Origin of the sequence: Curtobacterium sp. NPDC089689, from assembly GCF_044749145.1 — a bacterium.
GTDB lineage: Bacteria > Actinomycetota > Actinomycetes > Actinomycetales > Microbacteriaceae > Curtobacterium.
This window is the reverse complement of record NZ_JBIVHJ010000001.1, coordinates 990,821-1,012,115: the sequence shown is the minus strand read 5'-3', so window position 1 is coordinate 1,012,115 and position 21,295 is coordinate 990,821. Positions and strand designations below refer to the sequence as shown.

General features: G+C 71.0%; 22 protein-coding genes and 3 tRNA genes. 18 read left to right on the top strand and 7 right to left on the bottom strand.

Annotated features, from left to right (window positions below; genetic code table 11):
• Positions 1 to 20 precede the first annotated feature (20 nt).
• Together ACIPYW_RS04930 and ACIPYW_RS04925 are read right to left on the bottom strand one after the other, a co-directional pair.
• The gene (locus ACIPYW_RS04930) at positions 21 to 1,013 is read right to left on the bottom strand and encodes an NAD-dependent epimerase/dehydratase family protein (RefSeq protein WP_400411283.1); all 993 of its coding nucleotides are present in this window, start codon (positions 1,011 to 1,013) and stop codon (positions 21 to 23) included.
• A complete protein-coding gene (locus ACIPYW_RS04925; protein ID WP_400411281.1) occupies positions 1,010 to 1,720 on the bottom strand; it encodes a hypothetical protein in 711 nt (236 codons plus the stop codon). The genes ACIPYW_RS04930 and ACIPYW_RS04925 overlap by 4 nt, the downstream gene beginning before the upstream one ends.
• A gap of 195 nt (positions 1,721 to 1,915) precedes the next feature.
• Between ACIPYW_RS04925 and ACIPYW_RS04920 the strand changes: the two genes are divergently transcribed.
• Positions 1,916 to 2,926, top strand: a complete 1,011-nt coding sequence (locus ACIPYW_RS04920; RefSeq protein WP_400411279.1) for an aldo/keto reductase family protein — start codon at positions 1,916 to 1,918, stop codon at positions 2,924 to 2,926.
• Between the two features lie 141 nt (positions 2,927 to 3,067).
• Here the strand turns inward: ACIPYW_RS04920 and ACIPYW_RS04915 are convergent.
• The 3 genes from ACIPYW_RS04915 to ACIPYW_RS04905 form a co-directional block, all read right to left on the bottom strand.
• A tRNA-Phe gene (locus tag ACIPYW_RS04915) sits at positions 3,068 to 3,140 on the bottom strand.
• A gap of 1 nt (position 3,141) precedes the next feature.
• Positions 3,142 to 3,218, bottom strand: a tRNA-Asp gene (locus tag ACIPYW_RS04910).
• Between the two features lie 74 nt (positions 3,219 to 3,292).
• Positions 3,293 to 3,365 (bottom strand) — tRNA-Glu (locus tag ACIPYW_RS04905).
• 302 nt (positions 3,366 to 3,667) lie between these two features.
• Between ACIPYW_RS04905 and ACIPYW_RS04900 the strand changes: the two genes are divergently transcribed.
• The gene (locus tag ACIPYW_RS04900; RefSeq protein ID WP_400411276.1) at positions 3,668 to 4,942 is read left to right on the top strand and encodes a M23 family metallopeptidase; all 1,275 of its coding nucleotides are present in this window, start codon (positions 3,668 to 3,670) and stop codon (positions 4,940 to 4,942) included.
• Positions 4,943 to 4,976: 34 nt separating this feature from the next.
• Positions 4,977 to 6,452, top strand: coding sequence for an NlpC/P60 family protein (locus tag ACIPYW_RS04895; RefSeq protein ID WP_400411273.1), 1,476 nt, complete (start codon positions 4,977 to 4,979; stop codon positions 6,450 to 6,452).
• A gap of 80 nt (positions 6,453 to 6,532) precedes the next feature.
• Here the strand turns inward: ACIPYW_RS04895 and ACIPYW_RS04890 are convergent, their stop codons facing one another.
• On the bottom strand, positions 6,533 to 7,024 hold the full coding sequence (locus ACIPYW_RS04890; protein ID WP_290133232.1) for an inorganic diphosphatase: 492 nt from the start codon (positions 7,022 to 7,024) through the stop codon (positions 6,533 to 6,535).
• Between the two features lie 52 nt (positions 7,025 to 7,076).
• On the opposite strand from ACIPYW_RS04890, the gene tilS reads away from it, so the two are divergent.
• The 15 genes from tilS to ACIPYW_RS04815 all read left to right on the top strand — a co-directional run bounded on the left by tilS (position 7,077) and on the right by ACIPYW_RS04815 (position 19,995).
• Positions 7,077 to 8,099 (top strand): tRNA lysidine(34) synthetase TilS, encoded by a 1,023-nt coding sequence (tilS, locus tag ACIPYW_RS04885; protein ID WP_400411270.1) that lies wholly within the window; start codon positions 7,077 to 7,079, stop codon positions 8,097 to 8,099.
• 16 nt (positions 8,100 to 8,115) lie between these two features.
• Positions 8,116 to 8,667 (top strand): hypoxanthine phosphoribosyltransferase, encoded by a 552-nt coding sequence (hpt, locus tag ACIPYW_RS04880; protein ID WP_031272831.1) that lies wholly within the window; start codon positions 8,116 to 8,118, stop codon positions 8,665 to 8,667.
• A gap of 135 nt (positions 8,668 to 8,802) precedes the next feature.
• Positions 8,803 to 10,788 (top strand): ATP-dependent zinc metalloprotease FtsH, encoded by a 1,986-nt coding sequence (gene ftsH, locus ACIPYW_RS04875; protein ID WP_290133230.1) that lies wholly within the window; start codon positions 8,803 to 8,805, stop codon positions 10,786 to 10,788.
• Between the two features lie 6 nt (positions 10,789 to 10,794).
• The gene (folP, locus tag ACIPYW_RS04870; protein ID WP_400411267.1) at positions 10,795 to 11,790 is read left to right on the top strand and encodes a dihydropteroate synthase; all 996 of its coding nucleotides are present in this window, start codon (positions 10,795 to 10,797) and stop codon (positions 11,788 to 11,790) included.
• On the top strand, positions 11,787 to 12,194 hold the full coding sequence (gene folB / locus ACIPYW_RS04865; RefSeq protein WP_400411265.1) for a dihydroneopterin aldolase: 408 nt from the start codon (positions 11,787 to 11,789) through the stop codon (positions 12,192 to 12,194). The genes folP and folB overlap by 4 nt, the downstream gene beginning before the upstream one ends.
• The gene (gene folK / locus ACIPYW_RS04860; protein WP_400411263.1) at positions 12,191 to 12,823 is read left to right on the top strand and encodes a 2-amino-4-hydroxy-6-hydroxymethyldihydropteridine diphosphokinase; all 633 of its coding nucleotides are present in this window, start codon (positions 12,191 to 12,193) and stop codon (positions 12,821 to 12,823) included. The genes folB and folK overlap by 4 nt, the downstream gene beginning before the upstream one ends.
• A complete protein-coding gene (locus ACIPYW_RS04855) occupies positions 12,820 to 13,308 on the top strand; it encodes a DUF3180 domain-containing protein (protein ID WP_290133226.1) in 489 nt (162 codons plus the stop codon). The genes folK and ACIPYW_RS04855 overlap by 4 nt, the downstream gene beginning before the upstream one ends.
• A gap of 16 nt (positions 13,309 to 13,324) precedes the next feature.
• On the top strand, positions 13,325 to 13,846 hold the full coding sequence (locus ACIPYW_RS04850) for a PH domain-containing protein (protein WP_400411260.1): 522 nt from the start codon (positions 13,325 to 13,327) through the stop codon (positions 13,844 to 13,846).
• A gap of 10 nt (positions 13,847 to 13,856) precedes the next feature.
• The gene (locus ACIPYW_RS04845) at positions 13,857 to 15,620 is read left to right on the top strand and encodes a PH domain-containing protein (protein ID WP_400411258.1); all 1,764 of its coding nucleotides are present in this window, start codon (positions 13,857 to 13,859) and stop codon (positions 15,618 to 15,620) included.
• Positions 15,617 to 16,309: a Rossmann-like and DUF2520 domain-containing protein gene (locus ACIPYW_RS04840; RefSeq protein WP_400411256.1), complete on the top strand. Its 693-nt coding sequence runs from the start codon at positions 15,617 to 15,619 to the stop codon at positions 16,307 to 16,309. The genes ACIPYW_RS04845 and ACIPYW_RS04840 overlap by 4 nt, the downstream gene beginning before the upstream one ends.
• A gap of 92 nt (positions 16,310 to 16,401) precedes the next feature.
• Positions 16,402 to 17,910, top strand: a complete 1,509-nt coding sequence (lysS, locus tag ACIPYW_RS04835) for a lysine--tRNA ligase (protein ID WP_400411253.1) — start codon at positions 16,402 to 16,404, stop codon at positions 17,908 to 17,910.
• A 29-nt stretch (positions 17,911 to 17,939) separates the two neighbouring features.
• Entirely contained in the window at positions 17,940 to 18,143 is a 204-nt protein-coding gene (locus ACIPYW_RS04830; protein ID WP_290133222.1) for a hypothetical protein, read from the top strand.
• A 104-nt stretch (positions 18,144 to 18,247) separates the two neighbouring features.
• Positions 18,248 to 18,373, top strand: a complete 126-nt coding sequence (locus ACIPYW_RS04825; protein WP_290133221.1) for a hypothetical protein — start codon at positions 18,248 to 18,250, stop codon at positions 18,371 to 18,373.
• 74 nt (positions 18,374 to 18,447) lie between these two features.
• Positions 18,448 to 18,579: a hypothetical protein gene (locus ACIPYW_RS04820; RefSeq protein ID WP_400411250.1), complete on the top strand. Its 132-nt coding sequence runs from the start codon at positions 18,448 to 18,450 to the stop codon at positions 18,577 to 18,579.
• 345 nt (positions 18,580 to 18,924) lie between these two features.
• Positions 18,925 to 19,995 carry a sigma-70 family RNA polymerase sigma factor gene (locus ACIPYW_RS04815; RefSeq protein ID WP_290133220.1) on the top strand — a complete coding sequence of 357 codons (1,071 nt, stop codon included), beginning with the start codon at positions 18,925 to 18,927 and terminating at the stop codon, positions 19,993 to 19,995.
• A gap of 183 nt (positions 19,996 to 20,178) precedes the next feature.
• Here the strand turns inward: ACIPYW_RS04815 and ACIPYW_RS04810 are convergent, their stop codons facing one another.
• Positions 20,179 to 21,111, bottom strand: coding sequence for an NAD(+)/NADH kinase (locus tag ACIPYW_RS04810; RefSeq protein ID WP_400411247.1), 933 nt, complete (start codon positions 21,109 to 21,111; stop codon positions 20,179 to 20,181).
• Positions 21,112 to 21,295 lie beyond the last annotated feature (184 nt).

Genomic DNA, 21,295 nt, shown 5'->3' with positions numbered 1-21,295 from the left:
CCCGCGCCCCGCAGCTCGCGTCAGACCGCCCAGCGCTCCGCGAGCTCGTCCATCAGCCCGTCGAGCCGTTCGTCGACGACCTGCTCCTCCGGGTGCGCCTCGTACCAGGCGATCACCTCGCGGACGCCCTGCCGGTAAGGGATCCGCGGCCGGTACCACGGCACGAGCGAGCGCACCTTGCTGTTGTCGAACACCGAGCTGTTCGCCTTGTCGCCGAGCAGCGCCGCGCCCCACTCCGGGTCCACCGCGTTGATCGCGTCCGCGGGCACGTGCACGATCCGCAGGTCGTCGACGCCCGCCGCCGCAGCGATCTCCTGTGCGATCTGGTTCCAGGTCGGCGCCTCGTCGCTCGTGATCGTGAAGGCCTCGCCGATCGCCGAGGCGTTGTCGAGCAGCCCCGTGAAGCCGACCGCGAAGTCCCGGCTGTTCGTCAGCGTCCAGAGCGACGAGCCATCGCCCGTGATGATGATCGGCTTGCCCGCGCGCATGCGGGCGACCGCGGTCCAGCCGCCGGTCAGCGGGAGCTTCGTCTCGTCGTACGTGTGCGACGGCCGGATGATGGTGACCGGGAAGTCCTGGTCGCGGTAGGCCTGCACCAGCAGTTCCTCGCACGCGATCTTGTCGCGCGAGTACTGCCAGTACGGGTTCTTCAACGGCGTCGACTCCGTGATCGGCAGGTGGGTCGCCGGGGTCTGGTACGCCGACGCCGAGCTGATGAACACGTACTGGCGCGTCCTCCCGGCGAAGGTCTCCACGTCGGCCTGCACCTGGTCGGGTGTGAACGCGATCCAGTTGATGACGACGTCCCACCGACGGTCGCCCAGCGCCTCCGCCAGGGCGGCGCGGTCCGAGACGTCGGCCTGGAGGCGCGTCACACCCTCTGGGATCGGCCTGCCCCCGGTGGTCCCCCGGTTGAGCACCGTCACGTCGAACCCCTGCTCGACGGCTTCGCGGACGCACGCGGCGCTGATCACGCCGCTGCCGCCGATGAACAGGACACTCGCTCCGGTCATGGATGCTCCCTCGCTCCCCGCGGCACCGCGTTGCGCCGCACCCCTGCGATCCTGCACCTCAGGGGCTGGGTCGGGTGGCGAGGACCGCGGAGCGACGTGGTCTCCGCTGTCCACTCGGCAGCGACCGGGCTGATCCAGCCAAGGAGCTCGATGGCGTAGTCGTGATCGCGCTCGAGGTCGCGCGCATGGATCGGTTCGTGGTGTGCGGCGCGGTTCCGGACGAAGTGCAGCTGCTGCAGTCGCTCGCGGACGCGGCGCTGGCGTGCGAGGAGGTCACCGTCGCCGAGAGGGAACGACCGATGCAGCGCCGGGGTCCACAGCGTCGTGAGGTATCGCGACTCGACCAGGTACCTCCAGAAGCCGAACGACAGTTCCGCGACGACTCGTCCGTGCACCTCCGGGCGACGACCGTTCCGGCTGGCGCGCATCCTCGCCTTCGCGAGGTCAGCGCGACCGCGGGTGTCCAGGGGGAGGTCGTCGAGCCAAGAGCTCCACTGCCGTCGCCGCGCGAGTCGGTGCAGCTCACTGTCGAGCGCGTTCCGGACGAACACCTCGACGACGCCGGTGAGTTCCATCACCGACGCGGAGGCTCGCATGTTCCACTCGTACTCGTAGAGGGAGAGCGCGCCGGCCCGGGATCGTGTGGCGAGACGGTAGGAGCGGAGCCGATCGGCTGTGATCAACTGTTCCAGCGCGGCTTCCTGCATCGATCCCCCTCTGCTACCGTTGTCCGCGAAGACCCCGGAACGATCACTGGCCTCGGCCACATCGCCGGGGTTTCGTCTTGCCCGGCGCGTCTTGCTGATACATCACCCTAAGTTGCTGGTCGCCGTGCGGGGCCGTCGGACTACCGTCACGGTTCGGGCCGCACCGACGCGGCCCACGACAGGAGTGACACGCACATGGAGTACCGCTACCTCGGGAACTCGGGCCTCAAGGTCTCCGAGATCACCTACGGCAACTGGCTGACGCACGCCTCCCAGGTCGAGAACGACGCGGCCATCGCCTGCGTCCGGGCAGCGCTCGACGTCGGCATCTCGACGTTCGACACGGCCGACGTCTACGCGAACACCGGCGCTGAGACCGTCCTCGGCGAAGCGCTCAAGGGGGAGCGGCGGCAGTCGCTCGAGATCGCCACGAAGGTGTTCGGGCCCACCGGACCGAAGGGCCACAACGACACGGGCCTGAGCCGGAAGCACATCCTCGAGTCGATCGACGGGTCGCTCGAGCGCCTGCAGACGGACTACGTCGACCTCTACCAGGCGCACCGGTTCGACCACGAGACGCCGCTCGAGGAGACCATGCTCGCCTTCGCGGACGTCGTGCGTCAGGGCAAGGCGCTGTACATCGGCGTGAGCGAGTGGACGGCCGAGCAGCTCCGGGCCGGGCACGAGCTCGCCGACGACCTCGGCGTGCAGCTCATCTCGAACCAGCCGCAGTACTCCGCGCTCTGGCGGGTCATCGAGGGCGAGGTCGTGCCGACGTCGAAGGAGCTGGGCATCTCGCAGATCGTCTGGTCGCCGATCGCCCAGGGTGTCCTGACGGGGAAGTACCAGCCGGGTCAGCCGCTGCCGGAGGGCTCGCGTGCGACCGACGACAAGGGTGGCGCGAAGATGATCCAGCGCTTCATGAACGACGAGGTGCTCACGGCCGTGCAGGAGCTCAAGCCGATCGCCGACGAACTGGACCTGTCGATGGCCCAGCTCGCGGTCGCGTGGGTGCTGCAGAACGAGAACGTTGCGTCGGCGATCATCGGGGCGTCGCGGCCGGAGCAGGTGCACGACAACGCCGGCGCTGCCGGGGTCACGATCCCGGCGGAGCTGATGTCTCGCATCGACGAGGCGCTCGGCGGTGTGGTCGAGCGGGACCCGGCGAAGACCAACGACAGCAGCCCGAAGACCCGCGAGGCGTAGCGCGTCGAACCCTGTTCCCGACATCGAACCAGGTGTGCTGCCCGGTTCGATGTCGGGGACGTGGTTCGATCCGCGCCCGGACGCGCAACGCGACCACGGAACGCGAAAAGGCCCCCTACCGGAGTAGGGGGCCTTTCACCGTGGCTGGACACGGCATCGATCCGTGGACCTTTCGATTTTCAGTCGAACGCTCTACCAACTGAGCTATCCAGCCGTGGCGACCCTGACGGGACTTGAACCCGCGACCTCCGCCGTGACAGGGCGGCACGCTAACCAACTGCGCTACAGGGCCATGTTGAATTACTGTCTTGCTCGAACTGCTGTCTTGCTCGGTGTTGCTCTGCTTGCCTGCTCACTCACGAAGAGTGACCCCAACGGGATTCGAACCCGTGCTGCCGCCGTGAAAGGGCGGTGTCCTAGGCCACTAAACGATAGGGCCGCAAGCGGTGCAGTGCGCTACCGATGGACAAGCATACGGATGCCCCCCGGGTTTCACAAATCGAGCGGCCTCGGCGTGGCATCCCCGGCGTGTCGCGTGGGCCCGACCGGTCCGCGGGCATTCACTCACCGTGGAGCACCAGGCTCCGATCCGTGCCGTCGGTGCCCGCGTGCGAGCATCGTCGTCGCACCGTGCTGCCCCTCGCACGAGGGGTGACCGGCTGCGACACCTGTTGTTACTGTTGCGTCTGTTAACAGTGTTACGTGCGTGAGCCTTGCCGCGCTGTTACGAAATCGAGACACATGTCGACCTCACCGTTCTCCCTCCGCTCCCGCAGCCGCCTCGTCGCCGCAGCGGTCGCCGTCGCGCTCACCGCCGGAACCCTCGCCGCGCTCACGCCGAGCGGGCCGGCCAGTGCCGCGAGCTACCCGAGCTGGGACGACGTGGAGAAGGCCAAGGCTTCCACACAGGCCCAGCAGGACAAGGTCTCCGAGATCAAGTCGTTGATCGAGACCCTGAAGGACGAGGCCGCCGCGAAGCAGAAGGCCGCGGAGGCAGCAGGCACGGCCTACCAGACCGCGCAGACGGAGTACGACCAGGCGACGCTCAAGCAGCAGAAGCTCCAGGGGCAGGCGGACGAGGCGAAGAAGACCGCCGCCGCGTCGGAGGCCCAGGCCGGCCAGCTCGCGGCACAGCTCGGTCGTGCGAGCTCGAGCGACGTCTCGACCGACCTCCTGACGCACCCGGGCAAGTCCGGCGACCTGCTCTACGAACTCGGGGCGATGTCGAAGCTCAGCGAGCAGGCGGACGGCATCTACGCGCAGGCCTCGCAGGACCGCGGCACGGCCCAGGGTCTGGCCGACAAGGCGGACGTCGCGAAGCGTGCCCTCGGCTCCCTCGCGGACGCTGCCGAGGCGAAGATGCAGCAGGCACAGGGCGCTGCGGACGCCGCCCAGACCGCCGTCGACGCGCAGAACGACAACCAGGACCGCCTGGAGGCGCAGCTCACCCTCCTCACCACGAAGCAGCACGGCGTCGAGGCGAAGTACCGCAAGGGGGTCGAGGAGGAGAAGAAGCGGCAGGCGCGCATCGCCGCCGCGGCCGCCCGTGCCGCCGCCCGCGCGGCCGCGACGAGCCAGGGCGGCTCGGGCGGTGGGGCGCCGAACTCGTCCGGCTGGGTCCGCCCCGCCGGCGGCTACCAGACCAGTGGGTTCGGCATGCGCGTCGACCCGTACACGCACGCCACAGCACTCCACGCCGGCGTCGACCTCGCGCCCGCCTGCTACTCCCCGATCTACGCCGCGCACGACGGCACCGTGACCTTCGCGGGCAACGGCGGCGGGTACGGCAACGAGGTCGTCCTGGACAACGGCGGCGGCATCTCCACGGCGTACGGCCACATCGTCGACGGCGGGATCCTGGTCGCCTACGGCCAGCACGTCAGTGCCGGACAGCAGATCGCGAAGATCGGGTCGACCGGCTGGTCGACCGGGTGCCACCTCCACTTCGAGACCCGGGTCAACGGTGCCGCCACCGACCCGGTCCCCTTCATGGCAGCGCGGGGGATCTCGGTATGACCACGAGCGTCGCCAGGAGGCGTTGACCCGACCCATGAAGCAGCCCGCCCGGTCCCTGACCTGCACCGCGGTCGTCGCCGTCCTCGGCATCGGCCTGTCGGTCGCCCTCGCCGCCCCGGCGCAGGCGACCCCGTCGGCCCCGAGCTGGGACGACGTGCGGGCTGCGAAGTCCGACGCGGCGGCGGCGCAGCAGACCGTCGACGAGCTCGGATCGCGCCTCGAGGACCTGCAGGACGAGTCCGACCGTGCGTCGATCGCCGAGCAGCAGGCGGCGCAGACCTTCTCGCTCGCGGCGTCGGAGCAGCAGGAGGCCCAGTCGGACCTCGACGACCTGGCCGACCAGGCGAAGCGCGCGAAGGCCACGGCCCGTGACTCGGCGGCGCAGGTGGCCGGGCTCGTCGTCGAGCTCGCCCGGACCGGCGGCGGGGACCTGTCGACCTCGATGCTCGTCGACACGCGGGACGCGAAGGACCTGCTCTACCGGGTCGGCACCATGTCGCACCTGTCCGAGCGCTCGGCGACCGTGCTGGCGCGGGCGCAGGCCGACCAGAACACCGTCGATTCCCTCGCCGCCCAGCAGCGGCAGGCGACGACGGCGCTCGCCAAGGCGACCGACGCGACGAAATCCGCGCTCGCCGACGCGAAGGACGCTTCGTCGGACGCACAGGGGCGGCTGCAGCACGAGCAGGACCAGCAGGAAGTCGTCCTGAAGCAGCTCGCCTACCTCAAGGGCACGAGCGTCGCCACGGAGACCGCCTACTGGAACACGCAGCAGGCCAAGCGAGCCGAGGTCGAACTGGCCGCGCACGCAGGGGCCACTGGTGGCCCCGGTGCTTCGACGACGAGCCCGGCGACCGGGGAATCGACCCCGACGAACCCGGGCACCGGTGGTGGCTCGACGACGACGAACCCCGGCTCCGGCGGCGGTTCCACGTCGACGAAGCCCAGCGGCGGCGGCTCCTCGACCAACCCGGCACCGAGCAACCCGTCCCCGGCGAACCCCGCCCCGAGCAACCCGAGTCCGGCGCAGCCCGCTCCGTCCAAGCCGCAGCCGAGCAAGCCCACCCCGGCGAAGCCGACCCCCAAGCCGACCCCGACCCCGGCGCCCAGCAGCCCCTCGAAGGCGGCCGGCGCGATCGCGTTCGCCCGCGCGCAGCTCGGCGACCCGTACGGCTGGGGCGACGCCGGCCCGAACTCCTGGGACTGCTCCGGTCTCGTCATGGGGGCGTACGGCTCCCAGGGCGTCGCGACCGGCGGGCACAACGTCGTCTGGCAGTACAACTACTTCGCGTCGATCGGTCGGCTCGTCCCGCTCTCGCAGCGGCAGCCGGGCGACATCCTCTTCTACTCGAACAACGGAACCGCCAGCGGGGGTTACCATGATTCGATCTACACCGGCAACGGCCAGATGATCGAGGCTGCCAAGCCCGGCGTCGGCGTGGTCGAGCGCGCCGTGTGGCTCCCGAACCAGCTCCTGCCGTACGTCGCCCGCCCCACCGGGTCGCTCTAGACGGACAGACAGACCGACAGACGGACGGACGAAGGGCCCCGCACTCGCCAGGAGTGTGGGGCCCTTCGCGTGGAAGACGGTCAGTGACCGGCGGGCACGTAGGCCTCCTGGCCGGCCTGCACGATCGCCTCGGCCTCGGCGGCGTCGCCCCAGCCCTCGGCCTTGACCCACTTGTTCGGCTCGAGGTCCTTGTAGCGCTCGAAGAAGTGCGCGATCTCGGCCTTCGTCTGCTCGTCGACGTCCGAGATGTCCTGGATGTGCTGCCAGCGCGGGTCCTTCGCGGGGACCACGAGGACCTTCGCGTCGTTGCCGGCCTCGTCGCTCATCTTGAAGACGCCGACCGGGCGGACCTTGACCCCGACGCCCGGGAAGACCGGGTACTCGAGCAGGAGGAGCGCGTCGACGGGGTCGCCGTCGTCCGCGAGCGTGTTCTCGAAGAACCCGTAGTCGGTCGGGTACACGAACGAGGTGAACAGCACGCGGTCGAGGTACACGCGACCGGTCTCGTGGTCGACCTCGTACTTGTTGCGGCTGCCCTTGGGGATCTCGACGACGACGTCGTACGCGGCCATGTTGCGCTCCTGAGTCTGATGTGCGGGGGGAAAGCGCGGCTAACGTTACCGGGTGAACACTCCGCGTCCCCGGTTGGACCCCGCCACCGCCGAGACCCGCCGTGCGGTGCGCACCCTGCTCGAGACGGCCAGCGCGGAGGGCATCGTCGCGGACGGCGACCTGGTCCTCGTCGCGCTGAGCGGGGGAGCAGACTCGCTCGCGCTCGCCGCCGCGACCGCGTTCGAGGCGCCGAGGCAGGTGCTCCGCGCCGGCGCGGTCATCGTCGACCACGCGCTCCAGGCGGGCTCCGCGGACGTGGCGAGCCGTGCCTCCAGGCAGGGTGCGGAGCTGGGTCTCGACCCGGTGACGGTCCGTCGGGTGGCCGTCGGTTCCGCAGGTGGGCCCGAAGGGGCCGCCCGGGAGGCACGGCACGCCTCGATCGCGGAGGTCGCCGCCGACCTCGGGTCACCACTGGTGCTGTTCGGCCACACGCTCGACGACCAGGCCGAGACCGTGCTGCTCGGTCTGCTCCGCGGGAGCGGACCGGACGCCCTCTCCGGCATGCCGCCGCTCGCCGTCCGCACGTCGGGACCGGCCTACGGCCGTCCATTCCTCGGCGTCCGCCGGCACACGACGCGGGCCGCGTGCGTGGCCGCCGGGCTCGCGCCGTGGGACGACCCGCAGAACGACGACCCGGCGTACGGGCGCGTCCGGGTGCGGAACGCGCTCATGCCGGCGCTCGAACGCGAGCTCGGGGCCGGCGTCCCGGAGGCACTCGCCCGCACCGCCGACCAGCTGCGGGAGGACTCCGCCGCGCTCGACCACTTCGCCGAGGAGATGGCGGAGGACCTCGCGGAGCACTCGGAGGCGGGGATCTCCCTGTCGGTGCGCGGGCTCGCCGCGAACCCGCCCGCGCTGCGGCAGCGCCTCGTGCGGCTCGCCGTCGAGGGCGAGTTCGGTGTGACGCTCTCGCGGGTGCAGACGCTCGAGGTCTGCCGACTCGTCACCGACTGGCACGGACAGGGCCCGATCGACCTCCCGGGCGTCCGGGCGTCGCGGGACGGCGACCGTCTGGCGTTCAGCGCCTCGTCCTGACGGTTACCCTGGACCGGTGGAACTCTCCGACGTCCAGGCAGACCTGTCCGAAGTGCTCTTCACCCCCGAGCAGATCGACGAGAAGCTCGCCGAACTCGCCGCGGTGGTCGACCGTGACTACGCGGGGAAGGACCCCCTGCTCGTCGGCGTGCTGAAGGGTGCCGTCATGGTGATGGCCGACTTCTCCCGCCACCTCAAGATGCAGGCACGCATGGACTGGATGGCGGTGTCGTCGTACGGCTCCGGCACGAAGTCGTCCGGCGTGGTGCGGATCCTCAAGGACCTCGACACCGACCTGCACGGCCGCGACGTCATCATCGTCGAGGACATCATCGACTCCGGCCTGACGCTGTCCTGGCTCAAGCAGAACCTCGAGTCCCGCGGGGCCGCGAGCGTCGAGATCGTCGCGCTGCTCCGCAAGCCCGAGGCCGCCAAGGTCGAGGTCGACGTGAAGTACGCCGGCTTCGAGATCCCGGACGCGTTCGTGGTCGGGTACGGCCTCGACTTCGACGAGCGCTACCGCAACCTGCGTGGCATCGGCGTCCTGGCGCCGCACGTCTACTCCTGAGCGCGTCCGGCTGACCCGGGCGGGGCGTGGAGTTCGCCCGCAGAGGACACCCATTCTCGCCACAGAATCGCGGCCGTATGCTGACCTGCACGCAACTTCGGCAGAGAAAGGTGTCGGGCGACCTGCCCGGATCACATGGACTTCAAGCGAATCCTCCGCGGGCCGTACATCTACATCCTGATCGCGCTCGTGGGGATCTGGATCGGGTGGGCGGTCATCAGTCAGGCCGGCACCCAGCAGATCGACACCCAGAAGGGCCTGCAGCAGCTCGCCGACGACAAGGTCTCGTCCGTCGTCGTGAACTCCACCGAGCAGCGTGTCGACCTCAAGCTCAAGGACGGCGCGACCGAGCAGTTCTACTACGCGACGCCGCGTGGTGCTGACGTCATCAAGGCCGTCGACGACGCCAACCTGCCGGACGGCTACACCGACCGCGTGCAGCAGGGGAACTGGTTCCTCTCGCTCCTCGGCATCGTCCTGCCGTTCCTGATCATCGGCGCGCTCTTCTGGTTCCTGCTCTCGAGCGCCCAGGGCGGCGGCTCGAAGGTCATGCAGTTCGGCAAGTCCCGCGCGAAGATGAACAACAAGGAGAACCCGCAGGTCTCCTTCGCGGACGTCGCCGGTTCGGACGAGGCGATCGAGGAGCTCCACGAGATCAAGGAGTTCCTGCAGGAGCCCGCGAAGTTCCAGGCGGTCGGCGCGAAGATCCCCAAGGGCGTGCTGCTGTACGGCCCTCCCGGAACCGGCAAGACCCTGCTCGCGCGTGCCGTGGCGGGCGAGGCCGGCGTGCCGTTCTACTCGATCTCCGGTTCGGACTTCGTCGAGATGTTCGTCGGTGTCGGTGCGAGCCGCGTCCGTGACCTCTTCGACCAGGCCAAGCAGAACGCCCCGGCGATCGTCTTCATCGACGAGATCGATGCCGTCGGTCGTCACCGCGGCGCCGGCATCGGCGGCGGCAACGACGAGCGCGAGCAGACGCTGAACCAGCTCCTCGTCGAGATGGACGGCTTCGACGGCAAGACCAACGTCATCCTGATCGCCGCGACCAACCGTCCCGACGTGCTCGACCCCGCGCTCCTGCGCCCCGGCCGCTTCGACCGGCAGATCGGCGTCGACGCCCCGTCGCTCGGCGGCCGCAAGCAGATCCTCGAGGTGCACGCGAAGGGCAAGCCGCTCGCCGCGAGCGTCGACCTCGAGCTGCTCGCCCGCAAGACGCCGGGCTTCACCGGTGCGGACCTCGCGAACGTCCTCAACGAGGCCGCGCTGCTGACCGCCCGCTCGAACGCGCAGCTCATCGACAACCGTGCCCTGGACGAGGCCGTCGACCGCGTGATGGCCGGCCCGCAGCGTCGGACGCGCATCATGTCCGACCAGGAGAAGCTCATCACGGCGTACCACGAAGGCGGACACGCCCTCGCGGCCGCGGCGATGCGGCACACCGACCCCGTCACGAAGATCACGATCCTGCCGCGCGGCCGTGCCCTCGGCTACACGATGGTGCTCCCGCTCGAGGACAAGTACTCCGTCACCCGGAACGAGCTGCTCGATCAGCTCACGTACGCCATGGGCGGTCGCGTGGCCGAGGAGATCGTCTTCCACGACCCCACCACGGGTGCGTCGAACGACATCGAGAAGGCCACCTCCACGGCCCGCAAGATGGTCACCGAGTACGGCATGAGCCGTGCGGTCGGGTCCGTCAAGCTCGGGTCGGGTTCGAGTGAGCCGTTCGTCGGACGCGACATGGGTGGCAGCGGCGGTCGCGACTACTCGGAGAACATCGCCGAGACGGTCGACGCCGAGACCCGTGCGCTGCTCGAGGCCGCGCACGACGAGGCCTACGAGGTCCTCAACGCCAACCGCGACATCCTCGACCGCCTGGCCGGCGAGCTCCTCGAGAAGGAGACGCTCGACGCGCCGGAGCTCGTGGAGATCTTCAAGGACGTCCGCAAGCTGCCCGAGCGCCCGCAGTGGCTGTCGAGCGACAAGCGGCCGGTCTCGAACCTCCCGGCGATCGAGTTCCCGGGGAAGGCGGCCTCGACCGCTGCCGAGCCGAGCGACACCGAGTCGTCGTCGAAGCCCCGTCGTCGCCCGTTCGGCAACCCCGGTATCGCCCCCGCGTAGGCCGGTATGACCGACCTGCCGACGAGACGCTCGCGTCGCCTCGCCGAGGCGGACCGTGCGCGCGCCGCAGAACACGAGGCGCGCGCCGCCGCGGCGGAGCCGCCGACGGTCGCGATCGACCTCCGTGCACCCGCGCCGGTGCCGGAGATCGTGACCGGCCGTCGGCGTGACCGCGCGCCCGAGCAGCCCGCCGAGGACCGCACGCGCGTCATGGGGATCCTCAACGTCACGCCGGACTCGTTCAGCGACGGCGGACTGCACCAGGCGTACGACGACGCCGTGCAGCACGCCCGTGACCTCGTCGCAGCCGGGGCCGACCTCGTCGACGTCGGTGGGGAGTCCACCCGGCCCGGCGCCGAGCGCGTCCCGGTCGACGTCGAGCAGGACCGCGTCATCCCGGTCGTCCGCGAGCTGGTGTCCGAGGGCATCGCCGTCAGCGTCGACACGATGAACGCGTCGACGGCCGAACGCGCGGTCGAGGCCGGCGCGGCGATCGTGAACGACGTCTCCGGCGGGCTCGCCGACGACGACATGGCCCGGGTGGTCCGCGACACCGGTGCCGGTTTCGTCGTGATGCACTGGCGTGGGCACAGCGATCGGATGTACCGGAACGCCGAGTACGCGCACGCCGTCGAGGAGGTCCGTCGCGAGGTCGAGCACCGCGTCGCCGAGCTCATCATCCTCGGCGTGCGCGAGGAGCAGGTGGTCATCGATCCGGGCCTCGGGTTCGCCAAGCAGGGTGTCCAGAACTGGGAGATCCTGGCCGGCTACGAACGCTTCGCCTCGATCGGGCTGCCGGTCCTCGTCGCCGCCTCCCGCAAGCGGTTCCTCGACGGGGTCGGCAGCGCTGCCGGCGCTCCGCCGAGGGACCGCGACCTCGCCACCGCCGCCATCAGCCTGCTCGCCGCCGAACGCGGCGCGTGGGGGGTGCGCGTGCACGACCCCGCACCGACCCGTGCGGTACTCGACGTCTGGGACGCCTGGAGGGCAGCACGATCGTGAGGGACACCATCCGACTGACCGGGGTCCGTGCCCGGGGGAACCACGGCGTCTTCGACCACGAGCGCGCCGACGGGCAGGACTTCGTCGTCGACGTCGCGGTCGAGGTCGACGCCCGGGTGTCGTCCGGCTCCGACGACCTCGCCGACACGGTCCACTACGGCGTCGTCGCCGAGCAGGTCGTCGCGGAGATCGAGGGCGGTCCGGTGGACCTCATCGAGACGCTCGCCGAGCGCATCGCCGCCGCCGTCCTGACCCACCGTGCCGCGCTCGCGGTCGAGGTCACGGTCCACAAGCCGCAGGCGCCCATCACGGTGCCGTTCACCGACGTCTCGATCACGATCCGGCGGACCCGCGGTGGCGCCCTGCCCGAGGGCGACGACGCCCGCGCCGAGGAAGAAGAGTGAGCCGCGCGGTCATCGCGCTCGGCGCCAACCTCGGTGACCGGGGCAGCACCCTGCGCGCCGCGGCCTCGGCGATCGCGGCGCTCCCCGGCGTGACCCCGGTGGCTTCCAGCCGTGAGGTCGAGTCCATGGCCGTGACGCTCGCCGGTCGCGACGAGACGAAGCCGCGTTACCGGAACGCCGTCGTCGTCGTCGACACCGACCTCGAGCCGCAGGCGCTCCTCGACGCGCTGCACGGCATCGAGGACGAGCACGGCCGCACGCGCGAGGTCCGCTGGGGCGACCGCACGCTCGACCTCGACGTCGTGGCGATCGACGACCTGGTGATCGACACGGCCACGCTCACGGTGCCGCACCCGCGCGCGGCCGAGCGGGCGTTCGTGCTCGCGCCGTGGGTCGACGCAGACCCGGCGGCGGAGCTCCCGGGCGCCGGACCGGTGGCCGACCTGCTCGACACCATCGGCGACGACACCGAGCGCGTCGACGAGCCACGCCTGTTCGACGACGCGACCGCGGCGGAATCCGTGACCGCGCAGGACGCCGCGACCGCGCCGGAATCCGCGACCGCCCCGGCCACCGCGACCCGCGCGGTCGACCCGACCCGCGCCTCCAGGACGGGGGAGCACGCATGAAACCGACCCGCGCCTCCGTCCTCGTCAGCGTCGCGGTCGTCGCGGCCGTCGCGGGCTTCGCCGTCGACGCCGTCCTCGCCTCCCGTGGCGCCCCGACGCTCCTGCTCTCCGTCCCGCTCGGCCTGACCCTTGCGTTCATCGGCGTCGCGGTCGTCCTGATGGCCCGCCCCGTCCGACGTCACGCCAAGGAGGGCGTCCTCCGGCAGCGCCCGGTCGACCCGCTGTACGCGACGCGGGTCGTGGTCCTCGCGAAGGCGTCGAGCATCGGCGGCGCGCTCTTCGGCGGGTTCGGCATCGGGCTGTTGCTGTACCTCCTGACCCGCAACGTCACCCCTTCGCTAGGCTCGACCCTGCCGAACGCCGTGGCGCTCGGCGGAGCCGTCGTCCTGACGGTGTGTGCCCTGGTCGCCGAACGGATGTGCATCGCACCGCCCGGCGACGACGACCAGGACGACCACCGCGGCGGCTCGGCGGCCACCAACTGAGGGAGCGGAGCCCGCGATGCCGAGAGAACGACTCGACGAGCCGGGCCTCGGCCTGACCGGCACCACCTGGACCCGGGTGTCGCCGAAGCTCGTGTGGACGGAACTGGTGACCACCGTCGCGATCGGTGTCGTCGTGACCGCGGGGTGCGTGCTCCTCGGTGTGGTGAACGGCGGGTTCGACCGGACCGCCGGCACCGTGTGGACGCTGATCGGCATCGCCGTCGGCATCGTCGCGCTCGTCACGGCCGTGCTCACCCCGAGGCGGGTCCGCTCGATCGGGTACGCGCTCCGGGACGACGACCTCGTCTTCCGTCGCGGTCTGATGTGGCAGCGCTTCACGGCCGTGCCGTACGGCCGCATGCAGCTCGTCGACGTCGCGCGTGGCCCACTCGACCGGGCGCTCGGCATGAGCGAGCTGAAGTTCGTCACCGCTGCGGCCGCGACGAACGTCCGGATCCCCGGCATCCCGGCGGCGGACGCCGACGACCTCCGCGACCGCCTGGTGGAGCTCGCCGAGTCCCGCCGCGCCGGACTCTGAGGGGGTCGTCGTGACCTTCCGCCCCGGACCTCCGCCGCCGACCCCGCCGAGCCAGGTCGGCAACGCCGCAGCAGCGGCCCCGCTGACCGACGGGGAGTGGCACCGGCTGCACCCGCTGACACCCCTGCTGCGCGGCGGCATCTTCCTCATCGTCGTGCTCGGCTACGTGCTGAACAGCCTGCGCGACCAGCTCGTCGAGTTCTTCATCCCCGGCGGTGGACCGTCCGACGACGGCGACCCGGTCCGCTACGTGTACGAGCACGGGGCCGTGGGCTGGGTGCTGCTCGGCATCGCGGTGCTCCTGGTGGTGCTGATCGGGCTGTTCTACCTCTCGTGGCGGATGCACGAGTTCCGCGTCACGGGCGAGATCGTCGAGGTCCGCTCGGGCGTGCTCTTCCGCAACCACCGGAAGGCCCGGCTCGACCGCATCCAGGGCATCAACATCTCGCGGCCGATCATCCCGCGGCTCTTCGGCACCGCGAAGCTCGAGATCGCGCAGGCCGGCAACGACGCCAACGTGCAGCTCGCCTACCTCGGGTCGAAGCCCGCGGAGGACCTCCGCCGCCGCATCCTCGTGCTCGCCTCGGGCGCCAAGGAGGACGAGCAGCAGGTTCCGGGGCGACCGTCCTCCGGCGTGCTGCAGGACCGGCTGGACGAGGTCTTCTCGCCCGAGCTCGACCCCGCCGCGGTGCAGGCCACCCGGGTCGTCAAGGTCCACCCCGGTCGGCTCATCGCGTCGATGCTGCTCTCCGGGACCACCGTGTTCCTGCTCGCGGCGATCGTGGCGATGATCGTGAGCATCGCCGTCACCGGGGAGTACGGCATCCTCTTCGGTCTCTTCCCGGCCGTGATCGGCGCCGGCGGCTACTACGTGCGGAAGTTCTCGCGGTCGCTGCAGTACACGATCGCCGAGACGCGCGACGGCATCCGCATCGGCTTCGGCCTCGTGTCGACGTCGAACGAGACCCTCCCTCCCGGGCGCATCCACGCCGTGAGCGTCGCGCAGCCGCTGCTCTGGCGTCCCTTCGGCTGGTGGGACATCCGCATCAACCGCGCCACGAACGCCGGCAACGGGCAGTCCACCAACCAGCAGGCGTCCTCGATCGTGCTGCCCGTCGGCCGCGCAGAGGACGTCCGCGAGGTCCTCGACATCATCCTCCCCGGCCTGGTCGGCACCGCCGTCGCGGGCCCGCGGGCATCGCAGGAGGAACTGCGCGAGGGGTCGGCGGAGGCCGTCAGCGTCGTCGACGACAGCCTCACCACCTCCGGCGACCGCGGCGGCTTCGTCCACTCGCCCCGCCGTGGCGCGTGGCTCCGCCCGCTGTCCTTCCGCCGCAACGGGTACCGGTTCGTACAGGGCGCGGTCCTCCTCCGCCTCGGTGCCGTGTGGCGGTCCCTCATCATCGTGCCGCTGCCGCGCGTCCAGAGCGTCAAGGTCGAGCAGGGGCCGCTCGAACGCGCCCTCCGGCTCGCCTCGGTGCACGTGCACACCGTGCAGGGCCCCGTGAGCGCGCGCCTCGGCGCGCTCGACGCGCACGACGCGCAGCGGCTGTGGTCGGACACCGCGCACCGTGCCGTCGAGGCCGCTGCGGTCGACACCTCCCACCGGTGGCGCGAACGGGAGGCACGGCTCGCGCCCGCCGCGGACGGAACCGACGCGCAGGGGGTCGCCCCCGGCGCCGCGCCGACCACGTCGACGCCCGAGCCCGCCTGGCGGGGGCATGACGGGCCTCCCGGCTGGGACGGCGTCCCCACCCCCGGAGCTGCGCGGTGAGGGCGGGACGGCTCGGCGTCGGCATCGTCGGCGCGGGACGGGTCGGACCCGTCCTCGGGGCCGCGCTCGCGAACGCGGAGCACGCGGTCGTCGGCGTGACCGCGGTGTCCGACGCCGGGCGGGACCGCGCCGAGGCCATGCTCCCCGGGGTGCCCGTCCTCGCGACGCCGGACCTCGTCGAGCGGAGCGAACTCGTGCTGCTCGCCGTACCGGACGACCAGCTCGCCGAGCTCGTCCAGGGCCTCGCGGACGCCGGGATCTGGCAGCCAGGACAGCTCGTCGTGCACACGAGTCCCGACCACGGCACCGACGTCCTCCGACCGGCGCTCGCCGCAGGAGCGATCCCGCTCGCGATCCACCCGGCGATGGTCTTCACCGGCACGAGCGTCGACCTCACCCGGCTCCGTGACGCGTACTGCGCCGTCACCGCCCCGGCTCCTGTGCTCCCGATCGCGCAGGCGCTCGTTGTCGAGATGGGTGCGGAGCCGTTCGTCGTCGCCGAGCAGGACCGGCCCGCGTACGCCGACGCCGTCCGGGCGGCAGCGAGCTTCTCGACCGCGATCGTCGAGCAGTCCGCCGGGACCCTCGACGGCATCGGGGTCGAGCACCCCGGCCGGGTCCTCGGCGCCCTGGTCCGCAGCGCGGTCGACAACGCGCTCGCCGCGGCCGACGGCCAGGCTCGGCTCTGACAGTCGGTCCTGACGTCCACGGTTCCCGGCCGACCGTCCGCGCCGGGTAGCATTTCCGCATCCCCCACGACCCCACCGGAGCCGCACCCTTCATGAGCGAAGCAACCGCCGCCGCAGCAGACGACCTGTCCGCCGAGGAGACCAGCGAGCAGCGACAGGTCCGGCTCGACAAGCGGTCGAAGCTCCTCGATGCGGGGGTCGAGGCCTACCCGGCAGCGCTCCCGATCACGACGACGATCCCCGAGGTCCGCGCGCAGTACGCGACGCTGGAGACCGGCGAGGAGACCCAGGACGTCGTCGGCGTCGCCGGGCGCATCGTGTTCTCGCGCAACACCGGCAAGCTCTGCTTCGCGTCCCTGCAGTCGGGTGACGGCTCCCGCATCCAGGCGATGGTGTCCCTCGCCGAGGTGGGCGAGGAGTCGCTCGCGCGCTGGAAGGAGTTCGTCGACCTCGGCGACCACGTCTTCGTGCACGGCCGCGTCATCTCCTCGCGTCGTGGCGAGCTGTCGATCATGGTCGACGACTGGGCGATCGCGGCGAAGGCCATCCTGCCCCTCCCGAACCTCCACAACGAGCTCAACGAGGAGACCCGGGTCCGCCAGCGGTACCTGGACCTCATCGTGCGCGAGGACGCTCGGAAGACCGTCCGCGCCCGTGCCGCCGTGATGGCCTCGCTCCGGCAGACCTTCGCGTCGCACGAGTACCTCGAGGTCGAGACCCCGATGCTGCAGACCCAGCACGGCGGGGCGTCGGCTCGCCCGTTCGTCACGCACTCGAACGCGTTCGACACCGAGCTGTTCCTCCGCATCGCGCCCGAGCTCTTCCTCAAGCGTGCGGTCGTCGGCGGCATCGACCGGGTGTTCGAGGTCAACCGGAACTTCCGCAACGAGGGGGCCGACTCGACGCACTCGCCCGAGTTCGCGATGCTCGAGGCCTACCAGGCGTACGGCGACTACGAGCAGATGGCCGACCTCACCCAGGAGCTCGTGCAGAACGCCGCCCGTGCGGTGACCGGCGGCTCGCTCGAGGTCACCTGGGCCGACGGCACGACGTACGACCTCGGCGGCGAGTGGCCGCGCATCGACATGTACGGCTCGCTGTCCGAAGCGGCCGGGCGCGCGATCACCCCGGAGACGCCGCTGTCCGAGCTGCAGGCACTCGCCGATGCCGAGGGCGTCGAGGTCGCACACGCCACGCACGGCAAGTACGTCGAGGAGCTCTGGGAGCACTTCGTCATCGACTCGCTCGACCGCCCGACGTTCGTGATGAACTTCCCGGTCGACACCTCGCCGCTCACCCGACAGCACCGCACGCGTCCAGGCATCGTCGAGAAGTGGGACCTCTACGTCCGCGGGTTCGAGCTCGCGACGGCGTACTCGGAGCTCGTCGACCCGGTCGTGCAGCGGGAGCGGTTCGTCGAGCAGGCGAAGCTCGCTGCCGGCGGTGACCCCGAGGCGATGCGCGTCGACGAGGAGTTCCTGCGGGCCCTCGAGCACGCCATGCCGCCGTCGGGTGGCATGGGCATGGGCATCGACCGGCTGCTCATGGCGATCACCGGCCTCGGCATCCGCGAGACGATCCTCTTCCCGCTGGTCAAGTAGCCTTCGGTCGGGGGAGTTAGGATGACCCGGTGCCGCATGGAGTCGTGACCGGGATCATCTTCGCCCTGACGCCGACCGTCATCGTCGGCCTCATCTTCTGGTTCGTCATGCGCGCGATCCTGCGGGCGGACCGCACCGAGCGCGCCGCCTACGCCAAGGTCGAGGCCGAGGAGCGCGCCCGCTTCGAGCGGGAGCACGGCCGTCCCGCGCCGTCGCCCGCGTCCGCCGAGTAGTCGCCCACCGAGTCGGCAGCGCCGCGGACGGTGACGCCGTCCGGGTCGGGGTGCACGCTCCCCGCGTTCACCGGCGGTTCACGCACCGGTGCTGCACTGACGGCATGACCACCGTCCCGCCGGACCCCGCCGACCTCGACCCCGAGGACGCCTTCGGCCACCCGGTGCTCGGCGACCCCGCACGGGACGAGCAGTGGGTCGACGGGGACGAGGACGACGTCGACGTCTGACCGCCCGGGCTTCGTCACCCACCGTTCACCGGCCCGTCGCGAGCAGGTCGCTCCGCGGGGCGAGCATCGTCGGCATGCCCATGCAGCAGTCCCCCGCCGGTCGCAGCCTCGTCGGCGACATCGAGAGCGAGTACGACGAGTTCGACCGCGACGCCGACCTCGAGGTCTCGAAGCGCCGTGACGGGTGGCTCGAACCCTCCTGGTGACCCCCACCCGTTCGGTATTCGGGGTACGACGGCCAGATCACACCGATCTGGCTCGCCGTACCCCTTTCTCGTGTCCAGCGGGCGCGGTGGGCCGGGGTACACCATCGGAAACGCAGAAGAAACACCACTGCAACGCCGGAAACATCGCGTCACACCCTTGTTCTCGGGCCTGGAGTGGGGCCAGACTGGCCCCACGCTGTACCCCGTGGGGGACGGTTCGGAGGGTGAAGCACGGAGAAGCCTGGGAATCGATCACATCGATTTGTGGGGTACACCTCGCAACCGCTTTACTCATCAACACCCCCACCTGAGGCCCATCACCGTCGAACGCAGGGAGAGCGTCACATGACGATCGCAACGGCAGCACCGACCACGAACGGCACCACCACCCGCCGCAGCACGACCAAGAAGGCCGCGGCCGCGAAGACCGCAGACGCGACCGTCGAGTCGACCACCCTCGGCACCGAGGTCGAGGCCGACGAGCAGCTCGCCGGCGTCCGCGGCGCCTCCGTCGACCAGGTCGGCGACTACCTCCGCCACATCGGCCGTCTCTCGCTCCTCACCGCCGAGGAAGAGGCACAGATCGCCCGACGCATCGAGGTCGGCCTGTTCGCCGAGGAGAAGCTGCACACCGAGTCCGGGCTCGACAAGAACCTCCAGCGCGAGCTGCGCTGGCTCGTCCGCGACGGTGAGCGCGCCAAGGAGCGCATGATCACGTCGAACCTGCGCCTCGTCGTGAGCATCGCCAAGCGCTACTCGCAGCGCGGCCTGCCCTTCATGGACGTCATCCAGGAGGGCAACCTCGGCCTCGTCCGCGCAGTCGAGAAGTTCGACTTCACCCAGGGCTACAAGTTCTCGACCTACGCCACGTGGTGGATCCGCCAGGCCATCTCGCGCGGTCTCGCCGACAAGGCCCGCACGATCCGCATCCCGGTCCACACCGTGGAGCTCATCAACAAGATCAGCCGCACCGAGCGCGACCTCACCGTCGACCTCGGCCGTGCGCCGATGCCCGACGAGGTCGCGGCGGAGCTGAGCATGAGCGTCGAGGAGCTCCTCGACCTCAAGGGCCGTTCGCACGAGCCGGTGTCGATCCACACCGTCGTCGGCGACTCGGACGACAGCGAACTCGGTGACTTCATCGAGGACGAGGACGCCGCGAGCCCCAACGAGCTCACCGAGACCACGCTGCTGCACCGGGACATCCGGTCGATCGTGGCCGAGCTGCCGAGCGACGAGGCGAACGTGATCCGCATGCGCTACGGCCTCGACGACGACAAGCCGATGACGCTCGACGAGATCTCGAAGATCGTGCACACGACCCGTCAGGCCGTCAGCCGGGTGGAGTCGCGCGCCAAGCTGCGCCTGTTCGCCAAGGCGGTCTCGCAGGACATGCAGCTGTACCTGACCGACTGAGGTCAGCGAGGAACTTCGGCCGGGGCAGCTGCTCCGGCTCGGGGAACCGGACCGGCCTGTGGGAAGGCGGTCCGGTGGGGTGATGGGAAGGCCCGTCCCGGCGATGCCGGGGCGGGCCACTCGCACGTCCGGGCCCGGTACGACCCCGCCCGAGGCGGCTGCGAGCGGCGCCGCCCGCAGCGTCTACTGCTCGAGGTCGTGCGAGAGCCGCTGGCGCAGGTCCTGCGGGATGAGTTCGATGAGCTGGTCGGGACGCACCGGCAGGTCGAGCAGGCTGAGCTTCACCCGCCCGGTGCGGCCGTGCCGTGCTGCGTCGAGCCGGACCACGCTCGACGCGTCCTTCCGGAGGCGGACGTCGATCTGGGCGCCCGTCGCGACCTCGCCGACGACGAGACCGTCGACCTCGAGTGCCGCACTCCGCGTGCCCTCGGCGATGTCGAGTCGGTACCGCTCCCGCGCCGCCAGGACCACCGAACGGTCGATCCCGGCCATCGGGGCGACCGGGGTGACGACCGATCCCGAGAGCGCGGGGGAGAGCACCGGGCCGCCCGCTGCGTAGTTGTAGGCGGTCGACCCGGCCGGGGTGGAGGCCACGATGGCGTCGGCCCGGTAGTAGCCGTACCCGAGACCGCCCACGCTGAGGTCCGCCGAGACCTGACCGGCCCCGGGGCGTCGGACCACCGTGAGGTCGTTGAACGCGAGGTACTCCGTGCGGGCACCGCTCCAGGACAGCTTCGCCTCGAGGGCGTGGTGCGGCTCGAGCTGGTACTCGCCGGCGGAGAGCCGTTCGAGCGCCGCCTCGAGCTCCGGCGGCTCGATCTCGACGAGGAAGCCCACGTTGCCGTAGTTGACGCCGAGCACGGGGACCGGGCGTCGGGCGACGAGCCGCATCGCCCCGAGCATGGTGCCGTCGCCACCGAGTGCCACGACCATGTCGACCCGGTCGGTGAACTCGTCCTCGTCGACGACGTCGATCGTGCCGCCGAGGCGCTGCGCATCCGCCCGTCGGGCGATGAGCTCACCGCGACCGGAGGCGTTCCAGCGGCGCAGGGTCTCGACGGACTCCTGCACGTTCTTGGTCGGGTGGACGACGAGGCCGACGACGGGCTGCTCCATGCCCGGATGGTACCGACTCCCGCCGGACAGCACCCTCCGGGTCGCGTCGTGACGGACCGCCGGACGGGAGGCGCGGGGCGGGGTGCACCGTCCCTCCCGTCCGCTCCGTGGTCGCGCCGTGACCGCGCTGTGCGCCAGGCGCACCAGGGGTCACGCCCACGGCGAACAGGGGCAGACCACTCGG